General features: G+C 32.6%; 19 protein-coding genes. All 19 read left to right on the forward strand.

Going from position 1 to position 17,091, the window contains the following annotated elements; translation table 11 throughout:
* The first annotated feature begins 19 nt into the window (after positions 1-19).
* The 19 genes from Fi14EGH31_RS01860 to Fi14EGH31_RS01950 all read left to right on the forward strand — a co-directional run bounded on the left by Fi14EGH31_RS01860 (position 20) and on the right by Fi14EGH31_RS01950 (position 17,090).
* Positions 20-682 (forward strand): hypothetical protein, encoded by a 663-nt coding sequence (locus Fi14EGH31_RS01860; RefSeq protein ID WP_200765079.1) that lies wholly within the window; start codon positions 20-22, stop codon positions 680-682.
* A 327-nt stretch (positions 683-1,009) separates the two neighbouring features.
* Positions 1,010-4,639 (forward strand): SpaA isopeptide-forming pilin-related protein, encoded by a 3,630-nt coding sequence (locus Fi14EGH31_RS01865; protein WP_234697816.1) that lies wholly within the window; start codon positions 1,010-1,012, stop codon positions 4,637-4,639.
* Positions 4,640-4,797: 158 nt separating this feature from the next.
* A complete protein-coding gene (locus Fi14EGH31_RS01870) occupies positions 4,798-5,502 on the forward strand; it encodes a hypothetical protein (RefSeq protein WP_117792499.1) in 705 nt (234 codons plus the stop codon).
* 49 nt (positions 5,503-5,551) lie between these two features.
* The gene (locus Fi14EGH31_RS01875) at positions 5,552-6,208 is read left to right on the forward strand and encodes a LytR/AlgR family response regulator transcription factor (RefSeq protein WP_158562998.1); all 657 of its coding nucleotides are present in this window, start codon (positions 5,552-5,554) and stop codon (positions 6,206-6,208) included.
* Positions 6,209-6,451: 243 nt separating this feature from the next.
* On the forward strand, positions 6,452-7,387 hold the full coding sequence (locus tag Fi14EGH31_RS01880) for a hypothetical protein (protein WP_200765080.1): 936 nt from the start codon (positions 6,452-6,454) through the stop codon (positions 7,385-7,387).
* On the forward strand, positions 7,368-7,625 hold the full coding sequence (locus Fi14EGH31_RS01885; protein ID WP_117576118.1) for a hypothetical protein: 258 nt from the start codon (positions 7,368-7,370) through the stop codon (positions 7,623-7,625). Before Fi14EGH31_RS01880 ends, Fi14EGH31_RS01885 begins: the two co-directional genes overlap by 20 nt.
* Before the next feature lie 65 nt (positions 7,626-7,690).
* The gene (locus tag Fi14EGH31_RS01890; RefSeq protein WP_199664676.1) at positions 7,691-8,629 is read left to right on the forward strand and encodes a DNA adenine methylase; all 939 of its coding nucleotides are present in this window, start codon (positions 7,691-7,693) and stop codon (positions 8,627-8,629) included.
* Positions 8,619-9,026 carry a hypothetical protein gene (locus tag Fi14EGH31_RS01895; RefSeq protein ID WP_022001034.1) on the forward strand — a complete coding sequence of 136 codons (408 nt, stop codon included), beginning with the start codon at positions 8,619-8,621 and terminating at the stop codon, positions 9,024-9,026. Before Fi14EGH31_RS01890 ends, Fi14EGH31_RS01895 begins: the two co-directional genes overlap by 11 nt.
* A gap of 14 nt (positions 9,027-9,040) precedes the next feature.
* A complete protein-coding gene (locus tag Fi14EGH31_RS01900; RefSeq protein WP_022001033.1) occupies positions 9,041-9,385 on the forward strand; it encodes a DUF3852 domain-containing protein in 345 nt (114 codons plus the stop codon).
* Positions 9,386-9,396: 11 nt separating this feature from the next.
* Positions 9,397-10,248, forward strand: a complete 852-nt coding sequence (locus Fi14EGH31_RS01905) for a conjugal transfer protein TrbL family protein (protein WP_032089681.1) — start codon at positions 9,397-9,399, stop codon at positions 10,246-10,248.
* Between the two features lie 55 nt (positions 10,249-10,303).
* The gene (locus tag Fi14EGH31_RS01910) at positions 10,304-10,696 is read left to right on the forward strand and encodes a hypothetical protein (protein ID WP_022001031.1); all 393 of its coding nucleotides are present in this window, start codon (positions 10,304-10,306) and stop codon (positions 10,694-10,696) included.
* 1 nt (position 10,697) lies between these two features.
* Positions 10,698-11,012, forward strand: coding sequence for a hypothetical protein (locus Fi14EGH31_RS01915; protein ID WP_022001030.1), 315 nt, complete (start codon positions 10,698-10,700; stop codon positions 11,010-11,012).
* Positions 11,012-11,635, forward strand: coding sequence for a hypothetical protein (locus Fi14EGH31_RS01920; RefSeq protein ID WP_117815923.1), 624 nt, complete (start codon positions 11,012-11,014; stop codon positions 11,633-11,635). The genes Fi14EGH31_RS01915 and Fi14EGH31_RS01920 overlap by 1 nt, the downstream gene beginning before the upstream one ends.
* The gene (locus Fi14EGH31_RS01925) at positions 11,625-13,472 is read left to right on the forward strand and encodes a VirB4 family type IV secretion system protein (protein ID WP_234697817.1); all 1,848 of its coding nucleotides are present in this window, start codon (positions 11,625-11,627) and stop codon (positions 13,470-13,472) included. The genes Fi14EGH31_RS01920 and Fi14EGH31_RS01925 overlap by 11 nt, the downstream gene beginning before the upstream one ends.
* A gap of 14 nt (positions 13,473-13,486) precedes the next feature.
* A complete protein-coding gene (locus Fi14EGH31_RS01930; RefSeq protein ID WP_117792509.1) occupies positions 13,487-14,476 on the forward strand; it encodes an amidoligase family protein in 990 nt (329 codons plus the stop codon).
* Between the two features lie 17 nt (positions 14,477-14,493).
* Positions 14,494-14,985 (forward strand): gamma-glutamylcyclotransferase family protein, encoded by a 492-nt coding sequence (locus tag Fi14EGH31_RS01935; RefSeq protein ID WP_022001026.1) that lies wholly within the window; start codon positions 14,494-14,496, stop codon positions 14,983-14,985.
* A complete protein-coding gene (locus tag Fi14EGH31_RS01940; RefSeq protein WP_107029972.1) occupies positions 14,985-16,058 on the forward strand; it encodes a C40 family peptidase in 1,074 nt (357 codons plus the stop codon). Before Fi14EGH31_RS01935 ends, Fi14EGH31_RS01940 begins: the two co-directional genes overlap by 1 nt.
* Before the next feature lie 2 nt (positions 16,059-16,060).
* Positions 16,061-16,468 (forward strand): hypothetical protein, encoded by a 408-nt coding sequence (locus tag Fi14EGH31_RS01945; protein WP_200765082.1) that lies wholly within the window; start codon positions 16,061-16,063, stop codon positions 16,466-16,468.
* Between the two features lie 13 nt (positions 16,469-16,481).
* Positions 16,482-17,090 (forward strand): DUF3846 domain-containing protein, encoded by a 609-nt coding sequence (locus tag Fi14EGH31_RS01950; RefSeq protein WP_117844942.1) that lies wholly within the window; start codon positions 16,482-16,484, stop codon positions 17,088-17,090.
* Position 17,091 lies beyond the last annotated feature (1 nt).

Consider the following 17,091-nt stretch of genomic DNA (forward strand, 5'->3'; position numbering starts at 1 on the left):
GTAGAGGAGATGAGAATATATGAAAAAAAGCAATATTATAGTTTTAGCGTTATCTACACTGTTGGTTGTTTGTAATGCACTACCAATGAACAACCATGTAGAAAACAAAAAAGAAGCAGTTATTTCACAAAAAGAGGCATCAAAAAAGAAATCAAAGAAAAAAGATGTATCCAAATATGAAAACAATGAAAGTGATAAAACTGTAAATGATACATCCAAACAAACAGCAGAAGAAAATACGATTCAGGAAGATCAAGAATCTGTAAAAAGTGATGTGCAAACTCAAGAGAAAACGAGTAATCAAAAAACTAATGAAAATAAAACACAAAAGAAAGTTGAAACAAAACAAACACCAATACAGCCTGTTGAAAGTAATCAGCCTTCTTCTGTAACACCAAGTCAGCCAGCATCAAGTGGAAATACTACTAATGCACAACAACCTCAAAAGGAAGAACAAACAAAGATTTTAAGAGTGACATATTGGGTTAAATGTGATTGTGGAAAAGAACTGACACATTCAATAGATTATAAAGATTATGAGTCTTACTATAATAGCAACGATTACTCAGTAAAGATTTTAATCAAACAATTATTAGATGAAGGACATTGTGCAGGAAATGAAGAAGTATGTGGTGCTTCTCATTATCGATATGGCACAAATGAAAATTGGATTTATAAGTAAATCATTATCAAACTATGTAGAAACATGATAGAATTAAATGCGGATAAAGAATAAGTAAATAGTTTATCATAGATAATTACTGAAAAATTCAAAATATTACCAACAATTTTTATAAAAATCTCTCATTCTTTATCCATTTGATATTATAAGCAGGCAGGTCGATATGATCTGTCTTTTTTTGTTGGAGGAATATATGTATTTAAACAAATGGGTATTCAAGCCATAGGACAATCGAAAGATTGTCCTTTTTGCATTTAATAAACAAAAGAAGTAGGGCAATGTTTAAAACTTGCATTGCAAACAATAAATAACAGGAGAAAAAGTACAATGAAAAATAAACTTTCTAAACTATATAAGATTTTTTTAGCAGTAGGAATGGTATTTTCAATGTGTTTCAATACGCTTGGAATGAGTGTCGTAAATGCTTATGATCCATCCGTTCCTAAAGAATTTACAAGAGTGAAAAATATCAAGTATCCAGAATGGTGGGGCAGAAAGATTCCATCCATTGCTTCATGGTCAACATATTCATGTAAATATGATGGTAAATGGGCTTTCTGTTTAGAAGCAGAAAAGAAAACACCTGCAAGTGGTAAATATCCTGCACAGGTCATTGAAAATAATGAAAACGTAAGAAAGCTACTTTACTATGGCTTTGGAGGTCCTGCAGCCTATGGTGAATTTGCGGCGGATGCTGATCTAAAGACAGCTATCTGTCCAGATGACCCTCTTACAAATGATGATATCAAATATCTTTTGACACATATCTTTTTAAGTGGAGCTTATTCAGGACAATGGAAAGGATTTGATGAAAACTTGTTCAACCAAACATTCGGAAGCAATTATGGTACAAATATCATGAACATCTATCGTCGAATCATTTCATTGCCAGATCCAGGTAATGGTGTTTCTTGGGAAGGCAACAAGTCAGGAAACAGAGCATTGTTTAAAGCAAGCTATGATAAAACAAGCAATCAACAAGTCACAAATACTGTGAAGTTAAATGGTGCTTCATCAGCTGAAGTGAATATCCCATTGGCTTCAAATGTGACAATTCACATTGCTGGAACTTCTGCAACACAAACAGGTGGTACTGCAAAAGTCTATGGTGGACAAAGCTTCTATTTCACAGCGCCATGTCAAAATTCACCATCAAACTTTGTGAGTGACAATGTATGTGGAAATGGATGTGAACGATTCACAGCATTAGCTATTCATGATGGAGGTGCAGGAACTCAAGCACAAGGAACTTGGAATATGGATCCTGATGATGCGCGTCTTTATTTAAATATTGAATGGCTTGATTTTGGTTCTTTGGAATTGACTAAAAAGAATACAAATCAAGATCTCATTGATGGTGCAAAATTCAATATCAAATCTGTTTCATATGACGGTTATAACGAAAATACTGTTGTAAAAAATGGAAAAATCAAAGTGAATGATCTATTGGTTGGAACTTATGAAGTCAAGGAAACAGAAGCACCTCATGGATATCTTTTAAATACAGATACTTTTACAGTCAAAGTAGAAAAAGATAAGACAACAGTATTGAGTGTTACAGATGATGAACCTAAAGGAAATATTGATTTTCAAAAAGAAATCGATACTTCTAAAACAAATGGTCTAAAAGGTGATGCTACTACTGAAGGTGTAACTTTTGAATTACATGCAAGTGAAAAGATTACAAATCAAGCTGGAACAAAAACTTACTATGAAAAAGGTGCACTGGTATCAAGCAAGAAAACAGATGCCAATGGAAAAATTGCTTGGAGTGAATTGCCATTAGGAAAATATTACATTCAAGAATCAAAGACAAATGATTCATTGATCTTCAATAATGCAAAGATCAGTGTATCAATTGATTATGAAGGACAAACAGTTTCAAAAGTATCAAGAAGTGCAAAAGGTACTAACAGAGTGAATATGCAAAAGATCCAAGTTTTCAAATCAGGAGAAAAGGACAGTATTTCAGGTCTTGTAAAAGGATTACAAGGAGCAGAGTTCACGTTCAAATTGTACAGTGAAGTTAACCATGTCGGATGGGACAACGCTACAACTTATGCAGTTATTACAACTGATTCAAATGGTAAAGCAAATACACCATATCTTCCTTACGGGAAATATATCGTCAAAGAAACAAAGACACCTAAAGATTATATTACAGTACCAGATTTCACAATTTCAGTAACAGATGATTACAGTGAATATAAAGATGTTGAACAGGTAAAACGTGTCAATGTGAATAACCGACCATTTTCATCACAACTTAAAATTATTAAATTAGATGCTGAATCAGGAAAGAAAGTCACATTAAATGGTGCATCATTTAAAATCAAAGATTCAAAAGGGAACTATGTTGTACAAAAAGTTGGCGGTAAAAAATATGACACATTTACAACTAATTCTAAAAACGTTGTTACAGTAAAAGACAGCGAAGAAGGAACAGTAACACTTCCTTTACAGTTAGATGCAGGAGATTACTCTATAGAAGAAGTAGAAACACCTAAAGGCTTCTTGCAACTAGAACAACCTGTGAAATTCACAATTACAAATACAAGAGATTATGACAAGGATGAGGATGAAGATCCAATTCTAACTGTCAAAGTTAAAAATGCACAGCCAAAAGGAAAAATCATTATAACAAAGACAGACAAGGCTACAAATGAAGCACTAGCTGATGCTGAATATGAATTAACTGCCAAAGAAAATATCTACAGTGCAGTAGATGGTAGTTTACGCTATGCAAAAGGAGCTACTGTTGCCAAAGGAAAAACAGATGCCAATGGAAAACTTGTCATTGATTCGTTATTCATGGGCAAATATGAATTAAAGGAAATTTTAACAAATGAAGGATATGTGCTTTCAGAAAAAGTACATCAAATCAATCTTGAACAAAAAGATCTAACAACTAAAGAATATGTCATTACAAAAAATGTAACGAACATTGCACCTCATGGTGAAATCCATGTACAAAAAAGAGACAGAGATACATTAGAAGATCTTTCAAGTGTTACTTTCCAATTAACAGCAAAAGAAGACATCTATTCACTAGATGGAAGAAATACACTTCTTTATAAAAAAGGTGAAGCTGTTTCAATGGATATTTCAGAAAACGGATATTATGTGACTAATGAATTAGGTGAAATTCATATTTCAGGACTACCACTTGGAAAATATGAATTGAAAGAAGTACAAGAATTAGAAGGATATGTTAAAAACAATAAGGTCTATGACATTGACTTAAGCTATGATCACACAGATAAGATCATCTATTCAAAAGAACTTGACGTTCTTAATAAAAAGACAGCAACTGAAATTTCAAAAGTAGATGCAACTAATGAAAAGGAACTTGAAGGTGCAAAACTTTCATTAAGAGATGAAGATGGAAATCTTGTAGAAGAATGGACATCGACAAAAGATGTTCACATTATCAGAGGTCTTGTATCAGGTAAAAAATATATCTTGCATGAAGATCTTGCACCATTAGGATATACAACAGCAAGTGATGTAACATTTACAGTAAATGAAGATGGAAGTGTGACCAAAGTTAAAATGAAAGATGAAATCACAAAGGTAGATATTTCAAAAGTAGATGCAACAACTGGAAAAGAAATCGAAGGGGCTAAACTTACATTAAAAGACAAGGAAACAGGAGAAGCAGTTGAATCATGGACTTCTGGAAAAGAACCACATCGAATCGAAGGATTAACTGTTTCAAAAACTTATGTGCTTCATGAAGATTTAGCACCTGCAGGTTACAATGTTGCAAGTGATATTGAATTTACAATCTCTGATACAGGAGAAGTTCAAAAAGTGGTTATGAAAGATGAAGCAAAACCTGTTGTTGTAAAAACAGGTGATGATACAGACTATAAATCGTTAAGTGCGTTACTAATTGCCAGTGGATTATTAATTGCAGCAGTAATCTGTAAAATCAAAAGAGGTAAAGATGAATAAAAAGGATTAGATAATTTCAAATTCAATTAATTTAAAATATTTTTAACAATATGAGTGCAATAAATACAGTTTGCGTGCAGGTTATTGAATGTAGCAGAAGATATCATAAAATATAAGTAACAAAGAGCTCTTGAATAAAAAAATGGAGGAACAATAAAATGAGAAAATTATTAATTAGCCTTTTTTCGGCAAGTATGTTATTAAGTGGGATAACTTCTGTTAATGCACAAACTGTATCAAATGATGTTACAGTTCAAACATATCAAGAAGTAATCAATGGAGTAGAATGTGATGTTACTACTTATGATAGTGATGATTTATATAAAGTTAATTATCAAGATTCAACAGGAGAAAAACATATTGGGATTTTAAATAAAGATACTAAAGAATTAACGGTTGACGGAGATGTTATAGAATATTCAGTTACTTCAGGAACGCCTGTTTTAGCAGATTCTCTCTCTATATCAACATATGCTAGTTCTGATTGGACACCAGTGCTAGTTACAAAAGGTATTAAAGTAAGCTGTTCACCAATTTTTAAATCATTAGGGTATGTTACAACAGCAATTATTACTGCAGCAGGGAAAACTGTTGGTGCAAGATTGGGTAATGCAAAAGTAGGAGAAGTAGTAGGTAATGTTTTAGGAGCAGCTGCAGGAGATGCCGTAAGTAAAGTCAATGTTACTTTTAAATATGATTTATACAGAACAAAAAATCCTGTATATGTTACATCAAATGCATCAGTAAAAACAACTGGTTATAGATATCAAAATTATGCAATGAATGCAACATATAAAGGGAAAACTTTTTCAAAAACTACTACAGTTTGTGGAAGTTGGTGGTCATCAAGCAATCCATATTAAAGATTGGAATATTTTATAATCCATAGTAAAATTGAATATGGGTGATGTTATGAAGGTTGTAATAATTGACGATGATATCAATTTTGCAAATAAATTAAAGAATTATCTTATAAAATTTAACACTATTTCTTTTGATATAGAGGTCAACAATTATGATAAGGAATTCGAATTATACTTTTTAGACATAGATATGCCAGATATGGATGGCATATCTTATGCTAGAAGTATAAAAAAGAAGTATCCTCTTTCACGAATTATATTTGTTTCTTATAGAAGTGATTTAGTATTTGATGCAATTCAGGTATTCCCATTTTCTTTTGTAAGAAAGGAAAAAATGAATGAAGAACTTCCGATGGTTTTAGAAGAAATTTGTGAACTAGAAAAAGATAAAAAAAAGATGTTAAAGATAAATGAACAGTTTTCATTACCGGTAGATAACATATGCTATATAGAGAAAAGAGGTTCCTATGCACATATTTATACAGAAAGTAACGTGTATAAGTTAAGGAAATCTTTAGGTAATATATTTGATTTTATGAATAGCCATTTTGTTTATATTAATAAAGGTACAATTGTGAATATGAAATATGTTAATGAGTACCAAAAAGAAAATATTATTTTAAAAGACGGAACAGTACTCTATATGAGTCGTGGTAGGCGTAGTGAATTTATGTTATCTTATCTTAAATACAAGGAGGAGATATAGTTGAAATATCTATATATTGTATTTTTAACGTTATTTGTGTCTATATGCTGTTTGAAGTATTTTGATGTAACAGTCAGCAAGAGAAATCTCCTATTGATGATGATCATTTCTCTATGTTGCTGTATAATTAATTTTATTAAATTACCTGATATGCTACACTTAGCAATAAGAGATATCTTAATATATCTGATCATTAGAAAATATATTTCAAAAGATAGGGATCTAGAAATAGTGTCTATAATTTTGATATTAGAAACAATTTCAAAATGCAGTTATTATTTATTTATTTTGTTTGTTCCATTGATTATTCGAACAAATATATCAAATATTCTTTTATATAGTAATTATGAACTTAAAATTTTAAGTTTATCTATTATATTTGTATTATTGGTAATGTATTATCGTTCATCATATTTCTTAAATGTAAGATGTAATAGAATAACTTATGCCTTATTGTCTACTTGTTCAGTAATTTCTTTATATGGTTTAGAAGTTATTCCAACATTAGAAAATCAAATAAAAGAAAGTCAATTATATTTTCTCTTACTTTCTTTTATGTATATTGTTGTAGTTAATATAATCATTTATATTTATCATAATCAACAAACACAGCAAGAAATAGAAAATAAGGTTGTTTTAGAACAGGCTAGAATTTTAAAACAAGAGAAAGATATTATTTCTGTACAAAATAAAATGATTGAAAACATAAAACATGATCTTAATTATTTTAAAGAAATAGTAAATGATGGTGCTAAAGATCATTTAAATGGAACAATCAAGAAAATTGATGAATATAATAGTAATTTTATTTTTGAAGATTATTTATTAAATAATTTTATTTCTAGAATGAAAGCAGAAATGAAAGAAAATAATAAAGATTTAAAATTAATTATTACAAATACAAATATATCGATTGATTTAACAATATATAACCAGCTCATTTCTATTATGGAATTTGTAACCCAAAATAGTTTGGAAAGATCTATCCAGTTTCGCATACAATCTTTAGAAAATATGTCCATTTTTGAATTTACGTATATTCCAAAAAATAAAGACGTAATAAAATCTAAAGATATAAAAAACAATGAAAACATTGTTTTTAATCAAGCGTCTCATCAATACATGGTATGTTCTTTGATTTTGGAAGGAGAAAAATCGTATGAAGGAAATAGCAAATAAAAATTTATTGTATTCAAAAAAAGGATTTTTAATAATAGTATTTTTGGTTTGCCTTATTGCAATGCCTATTTGTGAATATTATTTTGGCTTAGAATTTTCTACTGTATTTCCAATAGTAATAACGGATACATGGTTTGTTATAAAAGCAATATTCTATGATAGAGAGGATAAAAGAAAAATATTATTTGATATTCTTTTCTCTGTTGTTGTTACAGCAGGGTGTCTTTATTTCTTATAAGAAACAATATTGAACTATCGCTATAGATAGTTCTTTTTGATTTTGAAGGAGGTGATGACTATAAGATGAAAATGAACAGTTTGATTTCATGGGTAGGTGGAAAAAAGTCTATTAGAGATCTAATCTATGCAAGATTTCCACAAAGCTATGGAAGATATATTGAAGTGTTTGGTGGAGGAGGGTGGGTACTGTTTGGAAAAAAGCCAGATAAGTTTGAGGTCTATAATGACTTCAACAACAACCTTTCAAATATGTTTGCGGTTGTAAGAGATCAGCCATTGGCTTTTATTCAGGAACTTGGTTATCTTCCTGAAAACGGAAGAAATATCTTTAATCTTTATAAAGAAATTATAACCAAGCAAAGAGTGGAAGATAAATTTTTACAGGAAGAAATGGAAAAGGTAAAGGTTTATTTTACCGAGCTTCAGCAAGAAGAAATCATGGAAATCATGAATCAAGAACGAATTGAAAAACAGGATGTAAAACTTGCTGTTGCATTTTTTAAGCTTGTCAGATATTCCTATGGTTCAGGGTGTAAAACTTTTGGATGTCGACCTTACGATGTACGTAAAGCATTTAATACAGTCTGGCAAATCAGCGACAGATTGGCAAATACAGTTATAGAAAACAAGGATTTTGAGGCACTGATTATTCAATATGATCGATCAGATGCCTTTTTTTATTTGGATCCTCCCTACTATGAAACGGAAGGACATTATTCTGTCGTATTCACAAAGGAAGATCACATTCGTTTAAGGGATACCTTAAAGAAATTACAGGGAAAGTTCCTGCTATCTTACAATGACTGTGAATTTATACGAGATCTGTACAAAGATTTTTATATTGAAGGATTTTCAAGAATCAACAATATGGCTCTTCGTTATGATAAGAGTTCACAGTTTCCAGAAGTGTTGATTTCCAATTACAATCCTATGAAGAATTCAGGAATACAGAAACAGCTTGATTTATTTGAGCAGGATGGAGGTGATGAAAATGATGAATGAGTATCAGATGAAACTTGAGGAAGGGAATAAAGTGACCCTTCCTGAAAGTTTAGTTAACAAGTTGCTGTTAAGAAAAGGTGAAACAGTCTGTTTGATTCAGGAAGATGGTATCAAGGACAAGTGCTTTAAAGTAACTGCAGAAAATGAAAAAGAACTGTTCGATGAAGATTTTTACTGCATTCCCAAAAGGGTATTTGATATGTGTCATTTGGATTATGAAAGTATTCAAATCATCGTTGAACAGGGACAAATGGTCATTACCAATCCACAGTATGTGTTGAGCTATTTAGGAAAAGATATGATTACCTGTCTTTTAAAGCAAAATGTGGATTTAGGATTATTTGCAAAGGATCTTGTAGATTTATTAAATGAACAGACAATCGAAGAAGCTGTTTAGAAAAGGAGGAAACAATGGTACAAATTTTAAAGAATAAAAAAGTAAAGGTCATTATCTGTTTGATGATCATCTTAATAATGCTTGTATTAACAATGAAACAGTCTTATGCGGCAGGAGATGTTTCAAGTGTTATCCAACAGGCTTGGAAACAAATGGAGTCGCAGATTAAAAATATTGTCAACAATGTTGTGTTTCCTGTTATTGATATCATACTTGCTGTCTTTTTCTTTGCTAAACTTGCAATGGCATATTTTGATTACAGAAAACAAGGACAGTTTGATTGGACAACACCAGCAATACTGTTTGCGTGTTTAACATTTTCCTTGATTGCACCAAACTATATCTGGAAAGTCCTATAGAGGAATAGATTATGTTTTTATGGGATTTTGTCGCAGATAAGGTCATGGGTCAGATCGTTGACTGGATCTACAGTAAGCTACTTGAATTTTTAGGTGAATTCTTTGGCATGATGGGATCAATGGGAGCAGATCTGTTTGACTATGACTTTGTAAGAGCCATTATTGAACTGTTTAGACTTTTTGGATGGGCGCTGTTTGTTTCAGGAATGGTCGTTACAGTATTTGAAATTGCCGTTGAATATCAAAGTGGTCGTGGCAGTATCAAAGATGCCTGTCTTAATGCTATGAAAGGGTTTATGGCTGTGTCTTTGTTTACTGTATTGCCTGTAGAATTATATAAGTTCTGTATTTCTTTGCAGGTAACCATGTCCAATGGACTTGCTAAACTTGTAGGAAGTCAGTCCGTAGGTGATTCAGCAATTAAGTCACTGTCGTATATGCAAAAGCTGTCGCTTGGAACGGTATTGCTTATCTTTTTGCTGATTATGATGGGCTATTCCATTATCAAAGTGTTCTTCGCAAATCTAAAAAGAGGAGGTATCCTTTTAGTAATGATTGCAGTAGGATCGCTTTATATGTTTTCAATTGTGCGTGGCTATACAGATGGCTTTATTCAATGGTGCAAGCAGATCATCGGTATATGTCTTACCGCATTTTTACAGGCAGTTATTTTAATTGCAGGTCTGGGTGTTATGAAAGAAAACTGTCTTTTAGGAATAGGATTGATACTGGCAGCAAGTGAAATTCCACGAATTGCAGGACAGTTTGGGCTTGATACAAGCATGAAAGCAAATATCATGTCTACTGTTTATGCGGCTCAGTCAGCTATGAATATTACAAAAACAATTATGAACAGAAGCTAATAATCATCTTGCATTTTTCATGCTTATTTGGTATTTCTGTTGTAGGAGGTACAGCATGACTATCGAAGAACTGAAAAAATATAAATGGTTTGTTGCAACATGCAAGTATGAAGGTATCGTTGGGAAAAAGCATTGTTTTACATATGATGTTGATAATTTAAATACAAATTTGCTAAGTGGAATGATTTTAGTTGATGATGAACTTGTAAAAGAAACAGAAGAAAAGGGTGTCTGGCAGGACTGTGTTTTTGATGCGATTTGTGATGAAAAAGTTCAAATCGTACAGCAATGTTCAAAGCCAATCATTCTTTATGAAGAAGTTCCAGAATATGATGAGTGGGTGAATCTGTTATTGTATCGCTATCTTGAACAGCATTATTATGAAAAGAAATGGATGACCTATATACAGGTCGATAGAAAAATGAATGATGAAATGAGGTTGAGCTAAAATGTATATGTATCCCGATAATTTAAAAGGGAAGGCAACATTATGGCTATGGTATTTAAGAGATATTGGAATCGTAGGTGTGGGGGCAATCATTGGAGTGATTGCCATTTCTCATGCCAATTTTTATATGCCAATGGCATTAGTAGGGTGCTATGCTTTTTTAACTATCCGTATGGCTGATACCAGTATCTTTGATTTTTTATCATATGCCTTTGCCTTCTTTATATTTTCACAACAGCTATATAAATGGCATTTTACAGGTGAAATAAAAACACCCTTGAATACAGAAAACAGGAAAAAGAAATGGAGGCTATGATGAAAAGAAAGAAGAAAACAGAGAAGAAAGATACCGTGAAAAAGAAAACAAAGAAAAATAAAAAAGTATCCAGTACAAGGATGCTAATCAATACTAAGACGATTACCGATTACAGTTTAAAACTGTTTAATGGAGAGGAAGTCGTCTTTTTTGTTGTTCAGCCACAAAATCTTTCTGTTATGTCAAAAGAAAACATAGGTGCAAAAATATTTGCACTTACAAATGTTGTAAAAGGACTAAATGATATTGAAATTATCTGTCTGAACAGTCGAGATAATTTTGAAGAAAACAAATATTTTCTGAAAAAAAGAATTCAGGAAGAAACAGAAGAAGTTGTTATCAAGCTTCTTAATGAAGATCTGTATCATTTGGATAAGATTCAAACACAGACAGCAACAGCACGACTTTTCCTGATCGCTGTTCGTATAAAACCTGATGATCAGTTAGAAGTACATTCTTTGATCCATCGTATTGAAAAACTCATTCGTATGCAAAATATCTCTGTAACACGAGCAGATAAGGAAATGATTAAAAGAATGTTGGCTGTCTATTTTGAACAGAATGTTACGACAAGTCAGTTTGAAGATTATGATGGAAAGAGGTGGTATGATGGTGTTCAATAAATTATTTGGTAAATTCAAAAAGGCTGAGGTTGAAGATGAAGAAGAAATCAAAGTACAGGATTATCTTGATATGATTGCACCTTCAACAATACGTTTCTATACAGAATATTTTATTTGTGGCAACAGCTACAGAAGTGTCTGGGCATTACGAGAGTATCCAACCTCTACAGATGAACAGGCACTTTTACGTTATATGGGTGAAAAAGACGGAGTCACCTTGCATATTTATGCCAGACAGGTCACTTCTGCAGAAGAAAAGAAGATCATTGGGAATGCAGCTAATAAAAACAGGCTCAGACAAAGCAATACGCAAGATCTAAAAGAAACAGTAACTGCTCAAAGCAATCTTAATGATGTTATTGAACTGATTGCCAATATGCATCGAAACAGAGAACCACTTGTTCACTGTGCTGTTTATTTTGAGTTGATTGCTGACAGCTATGATGAACTTAAACTTATTCAGACTGAAATGATGACAGAACTTGTGCGAAGCAAGTTGAATGTTGATCGTCTTCTTTTAAGACAGAAAGAAGGATTTCTAGCGGTTACTCCATCGGGATATGATGGATTCAAGGAGCAGTTTGAACGTGTTCTTCCAGCATCAAGTGTTGCAAATCTTTTCCCATTTAACTATTCAGGTAAGACAGATCCGCATGGAATTTATATAGGTCACGATAAATTCGGAAGCAATATTATTGTTGATTTCAATGAAAGAAGTGATGACAGAACAAATGCCAATGCTCTTATTCTTGGAAATTCAGGACAGGGAAAATCATATCTTTTAAAACTTTTACTGTTGAATTTAAGAGAACAGGGAATGTCTTTAATAACGCTAGATCCTGAACATGAATATGAAGAAGTAACCTATAATCTTGGCGGTATTTTTATTGATATGATGGCAGGACGATATATCATTAATGTTCTTGAACCAAAACAATGGTCAGAAGATATAGAAGATTCAGGCGAAGATGATGTTCCTGTTGCATTTAAACAATCAACGGTTCTTGCACAGCATATTTCCTTTTTAAAGGATTTTTTCAAGACATATAAGGCGTTTACAGAAGAGCAAATCGATACGTTAGAAATTATGTTGGTAAAGGTCTATCAAAGATTCAACATTAATGAAAAGACGGATCTTAGTGTTCTAGAACATGACGACTACCCTATATTGAGTGATCTCTATGATTACATTGATGAAGAATACAAACATTACAACACAAACAGAAATAACATTTATACAAGAGAATCACTGCGTGAAATATTGCTTTTATTAAATTCAATATGTGTGGGAAGTGACAGTCGTTTCTTTAATGGGCATACCAATATTCATTCACAAAAGGTTGTGACTTTTGGTGTTAAGGATCTTTTACAGGCAAATAAGTCTTTAAAAGATGCGATGCTTTTTAATATCCTTTCCTATATGTCCAATGAGCTGTTGAAAAGAGGGTATACAGTAGCTTCAATCGATGAACTTTATCTTTTTTTAACAAATACAACAGCAGTAGAATACATTAGAAATTTTATGAAGCGTGTTCGAAAAAAGGAAAGTTCTGTTATTTTAGCTTCTCAAAATCTGGAAGATTTCAATATTGAAGGAATCAGAGAACTAACAAAACCATTGTTTTCAATACCAACACATACGTTCCTGTTCAATGCAGGAAATACGGATGCAAGATTTTATATTGATACGTTACAGCTTGAAGAAAGTGAATATGAACTTATTAAATATCCGCAAAGAGGTGCCTGTCTTTATAAATGTGGAAGTGAAAGATACAACCTTATTGTTCATGCACCAGATTATAAATCAAAACTGTTTGGTGATAAAGGCGGAAGATAGGATGATGAATATCCATGAAAAGCCAGCGTTTTGGAATAGAAATAGAAATGACAGGTTTAACAAGAAGAAGCGCTGCTTTGATTATTGCTAAACATTTTGATACAGGTTTTAGGCATGAACGTGGTATATATGATACCTATTCTGTCTGTGATCAGGACGGAAGAAAATGGAAAATTGTACGAGATGCAAGTATTACACCGCAATGTGGAAATCGATTTAACTATGATCCTGATTATAAAGTAGAGGTCGTTTCTCCTATATGTCATTATGATGATATAGAAACGATACAGAGCATTGTTCGTGAATTAAGAAGAAATGGTCATGCTAAAGTCAATGAAAGCTGTGGAATTCACATTCATGTGGATGCTTCAAAACACACTGCCAGATCATTAAGAAATATTGCAAATATTATGTATTCAAAAGAGGATCTTATCTTTAAAGCTTTAAAGGTAAGACCGCAAAGAGAAGTACGATTCTGTAAGAAAATAGATGATGATTTTTTAGAAATGCTCAATCGAAAAAAGCCAAAGGATATTGAGGAAGTTGAAAATCTCTGGTATGACGGAAATACCAGCAGAAAATACGAACACTATGATGATTCGAGGTATCATGCCTTAAATTTTCATAGTGTTTTTTCAAAGGGAACAATAGAATTTCGGATGTTTAATGGAACACTTCATGCAGGTGAAATCAAGACCTATATCCAGTTTTGTTTGGCAATATCTCATCAGGCATTGGTTCAAAATAAGGCAAGCAGAGTTAAGACACATTCGTCTAATGAGAAATATACGTTCAGGACTTGGCTTTTACGACTTGGACTTATTGGCGATGAATTTAAAACAGCACGACATCATCTTTTAAAAAATCTAGATGGATGTATTGCATGGAAAGATCCACAACAGGCAGTTATGCAAAGAGAAAGATTGCAAAGTGCACAGGAAACAAATAATGAATCATTGGAAGATGTTCAAGAAGAACTTGGAATGCACATGCAACAGATGTAAAGGAGGAACAGAAAAGAATGAAATATTATGTGGCTTATGGCAGTAATTTAAACAGGGAGCAGATGGCACACAGATGTCCAGAGGCTAAACTGGTTGGAACAGGTATGTTGTCAAATTATGAAATGGTGTTTAGAGGAAATAAAAGTAATGCAGTTGCGACTGTAGAACCAAAAAAGGGAATGGAAGTACCTGTAGGTATTTGGGAAATTTCAGAAAACGATGAGCATTTCCTTGATCGCTATGAAGGTTATCCACACCTCTACGAAAAGAAAAATTTGAGAATTTCTAATGGAACAATTACAACTGAGGCGATGGTTTATGTGATGAATGATGGTTATGAATATGGAGTACCAGGTAAGGAATACTATGAAATAATCAAGCAAGGATATAAGGACTGTTCCCTTGATGAAAAGTATTTAGATGAGGCTGTTGAAAAAATGAAAGAAACTGTTTTAAATCAAACAGAAGCAGCAATGTATCCTTATGGTTATAGAGATGTCAGACAGTAATGAAAACAAAACTTATAAAGTTAGCTCTGTCTTTTTTTAGCAGTGATGATGGCAGGAAGTTTGTTAGAAATGTAGCTGTTGTTATTATTTCACCTTTTGTTGCTATTACTGTTTTAATTGGTGCTATTTTTTCAGATGGTATTTCATTCAATCACAATCTTGTAACGGATCTGTTTGAAGGCAATCCAATTAGTGAACTTACAGGTGAAATGAAGCAATATGTTCAGGAAATACAGGATGGACTTGTGTTGATTGACAGTCATATTGACAAAATTAATCAGACTTTTACAAATGGATCATCGCTTAATATTTATCAGGTCAAAGGGTATTTTATTGGTTATATGGTTTCTTCACAGCATAAAGTATTTTCAGATGAAATGGCAGAGGCATGGGTCAACAGTTTTACAGAGGGTGAAGAAGTCAAAGTCCCTACTTCTGTAAACGCCGTCATCTATGCCAGTCTAGAAAAGAACCTGAATGAAAAACTGCTGAAAGATACAAAAAAGTCAATGGAAACCTGTTATGGTGCATTGATTGGAAATGACGGAAAAACAGTCACAACACTTTCCAAAGAGCAGATGGATGAACTGATTAAAAATATGCCTGAAGATACAAGTGAAATCAGAAAGAAAATAGTGATGCAGGCTGCGGATGCTGTTGGAAAGATACCTTATTACTGGGGTGGTTCTGCCAAGTGTGCAGGATATGATGGTAATGATTTTGGAGTAACTGTTGCCCCAGACAGCAAAGGAAGAAATAAAAAAGGACTGGATTGTTCACATTTTGTAGACTGGGTCTATTGGACTGTTATGAACAATAATCTTGGCAATACAAATACATCAGGACAGATAAAAATGTGCAAGAAAATAGCAAAGCAAGATCTCAAAGCGGGGGATCTTGCCTTTTTAATTAACAAATCAGGAAAGACAACTCATGTGGGAATCTATGCAGGAAAGAATGCAAAAGGTGAAGCTGTGTGGATACATGAAAACAGTAACGACAGTAATGTTGCTATGAATACTGTGTCTTACTGGAGTGGTTATTACAGACTGAATATGATGGAAGGAAGATAGCGATGAATGAACAAAATGAATTTATAAAGAACTACTTGCATACAGAATATGTTGGCTGTTTAAAAACAGATCATGAAAAATGTATAGATCTTCAGTATGAAGAAATTGGAAACTTTGTACAGAATGCAGGGATGTTTGGTAATCTTGAAATCTCTATAAAGCACAATGGCTTGGTACTGTTTGATACAAATGGCATTTATATCAACAAGGTGTTTCCTAATACAGAATATTCCAGAGATTATCTTATGGAACTTATCAATTCTGTTGCGATGCAACTTCAAAGTGATTTCGATGATGGAGATATAGGACATCCAACAGGCAAAGTCAATGAGTTTATTAAAGAAAATTTTCAAGTTGATCTGTTGAATACCGAACAGGAAAATAAAATAAATTTTAGTTTGCAAATGTAAGGAGGTGAGGAAAGTGAATCAAGATAAAATTAAGGAAATCAAACAGAAATATCCAAAGGGAACAAGGATCATGCTCAATTCTATGGACGATCCTCATCATCCTGTTCCTTCTGGAACATTGGGAACTGTAGAAACAGTTGATGATATTGGAACAATCCATATGAAGTGGGATAATGGACAAAGTTTAGGTCTTATTGTAGGTGAAGATAGCTTCTATGTTATTGAAAGTGTTCAAAATCAAGAGAAAATACGAGAAGCCGATGAAAAAATACGTGTACTCGTTGTTGAGCCGATGAAAGAACCAAAGGTTGAATATATAGAAAATACATTGGATGATATGCAAAAAGTTGTTGGTGGTCTGATTGAAGAAATCGACTTGGATAATAATACTGTTCTTGTCTGTAACGAGGAAGGAAAACTCATGAATTTACAGGCAAACAGACGTGTTGGCAGAGATGTTATTGCTGGCACTTTTTTTATTGCAGGAGATGATGGATCAGAAGATCTAGTTTCTTTAACCGATGAACAGGTCAATGAATATAAAGAAAGATTTCATGAATTAGAAGAAATCGAGCAGCAAGAAGTGTTTGAAAAAATTGAAATAACGATAAGGGGGTTTTAAA

This window comes from Faecalibacillus intestinalis (assembly GCF_015097455.1).
In the GTDB taxonomy this organism is placed as follows: domain Bacteria; phylum Bacillota_I; class Bacilli_A; order Erysipelotrichales; family Coprobacillaceae; genus Faecalibacillus; species Faecalibacillus intestinalis.

Excerpts from the sequence above, each read along its gene's own strand:
- Fi14EGH31_RS01860 (WP_200765079.1), top strand. The coding sequence starts at position 20 with ATGAAAAAAAGCAATATTATAGTTTTAGCGTTATCTACACTGTTGGTT.
- Fi14EGH31_RS01865 (WP_234697816.1), top strand. The coding sequence starts at position 1,010 with ATGAAAAATAAACTTTCTAAACTATATAAGATTTTTTTAGCAGTAGGA.
- Fi14EGH31_RS01870 (WP_117792499.1), top strand. The coding sequence starts at position 4,798 with ATGAGAAAATTATTAATTAGCCTTTTTTCGGCAAGTATGTTATTAAGT.
- Fi14EGH31_RS01875 (WP_158562998.1), top strand. The coding sequence starts at position 5,552 with ATGAAGGTTGTAATAATTGACGATGATATCAATTTTGCAAATAAATTA.
- Fi14EGH31_RS01885 (WP_117576118.1), top strand. The coding sequence starts at position 7,368 with ATGAAGGAAATAGCAAATAAAAATTTATTGTATTCAAAAAAAGGATTT.
- Fi14EGH31_RS01890 (WP_199664676.1), top strand. The coding sequence starts at position 7,691 with ATGAAAATGAACAGTTTGATTTCATGGGTAGGTGGAAAAAAGTCTATT.
- Fi14EGH31_RS01895 (WP_022001034.1), top strand. The coding sequence starts at position 8,619 with ATGATGAATGAGTATCAGATGAAACTTGAGGAAGGGAATAAAGTGACC.
- Fi14EGH31_RS01900 (WP_022001033.1), top strand. The coding sequence starts at position 9,041 with ATGGTACAAATTTTAAAGAATAAAAAAGTAAAGGTCATTATCTGTTTG.
- Fi14EGH31_RS01905 (WP_032089681.1), top strand. The coding sequence starts at position 9,397 with ATGTTTTTATGGGATTTTGTCGCAGATAAGGTCATGGGTCAGATCGTT.
- Fi14EGH31_RS01910 (WP_022001031.1), top strand. The coding sequence starts at position 10,304 with ATGACTATCGAAGAACTGAAAAAATATAAATGGTTTGTTGCAACATGC.
- Fi14EGH31_RS01915 (WP_022001030.1), top strand. The coding sequence starts at position 10,698 with ATGTATATGTATCCCGATAATTTAAAAGGGAAGGCAACATTATGGCTA.
- Fi14EGH31_RS01920 (WP_117815923.1), top strand. The coding sequence starts at position 11,012 with ATGAAAAGAAAGAAGAAAACAGAGAAGAAAGATACCGTGAAAAAGAAA.
- Fi14EGH31_RS01930 (WP_117792509.1), top strand. The coding sequence starts at position 13,487 with ATGAAAAGCCAGCGTTTTGGAATAGAAATAGAAATGACAGGTTTAACA.
- Fi14EGH31_RS01935 (WP_022001026.1), top strand. The coding sequence starts at position 14,494 with ATGAAATATTATGTGGCTTATGGCAGTAATTTAAACAGGGAGCAGATG.
- Fi14EGH31_RS01940 (WP_107029972.1), top strand. The coding sequence starts at position 14,985 with ATGAAAACAAAACTTATAAAGTTAGCTCTGTCTTTTTTTAGCAGTGAT.
- Fi14EGH31_RS01945 (WP_200765082.1), top strand. The coding sequence starts at position 16,061 with ATGAATGAACAAAATGAATTTATAAAGAACTACTTGCATACAGAATAT.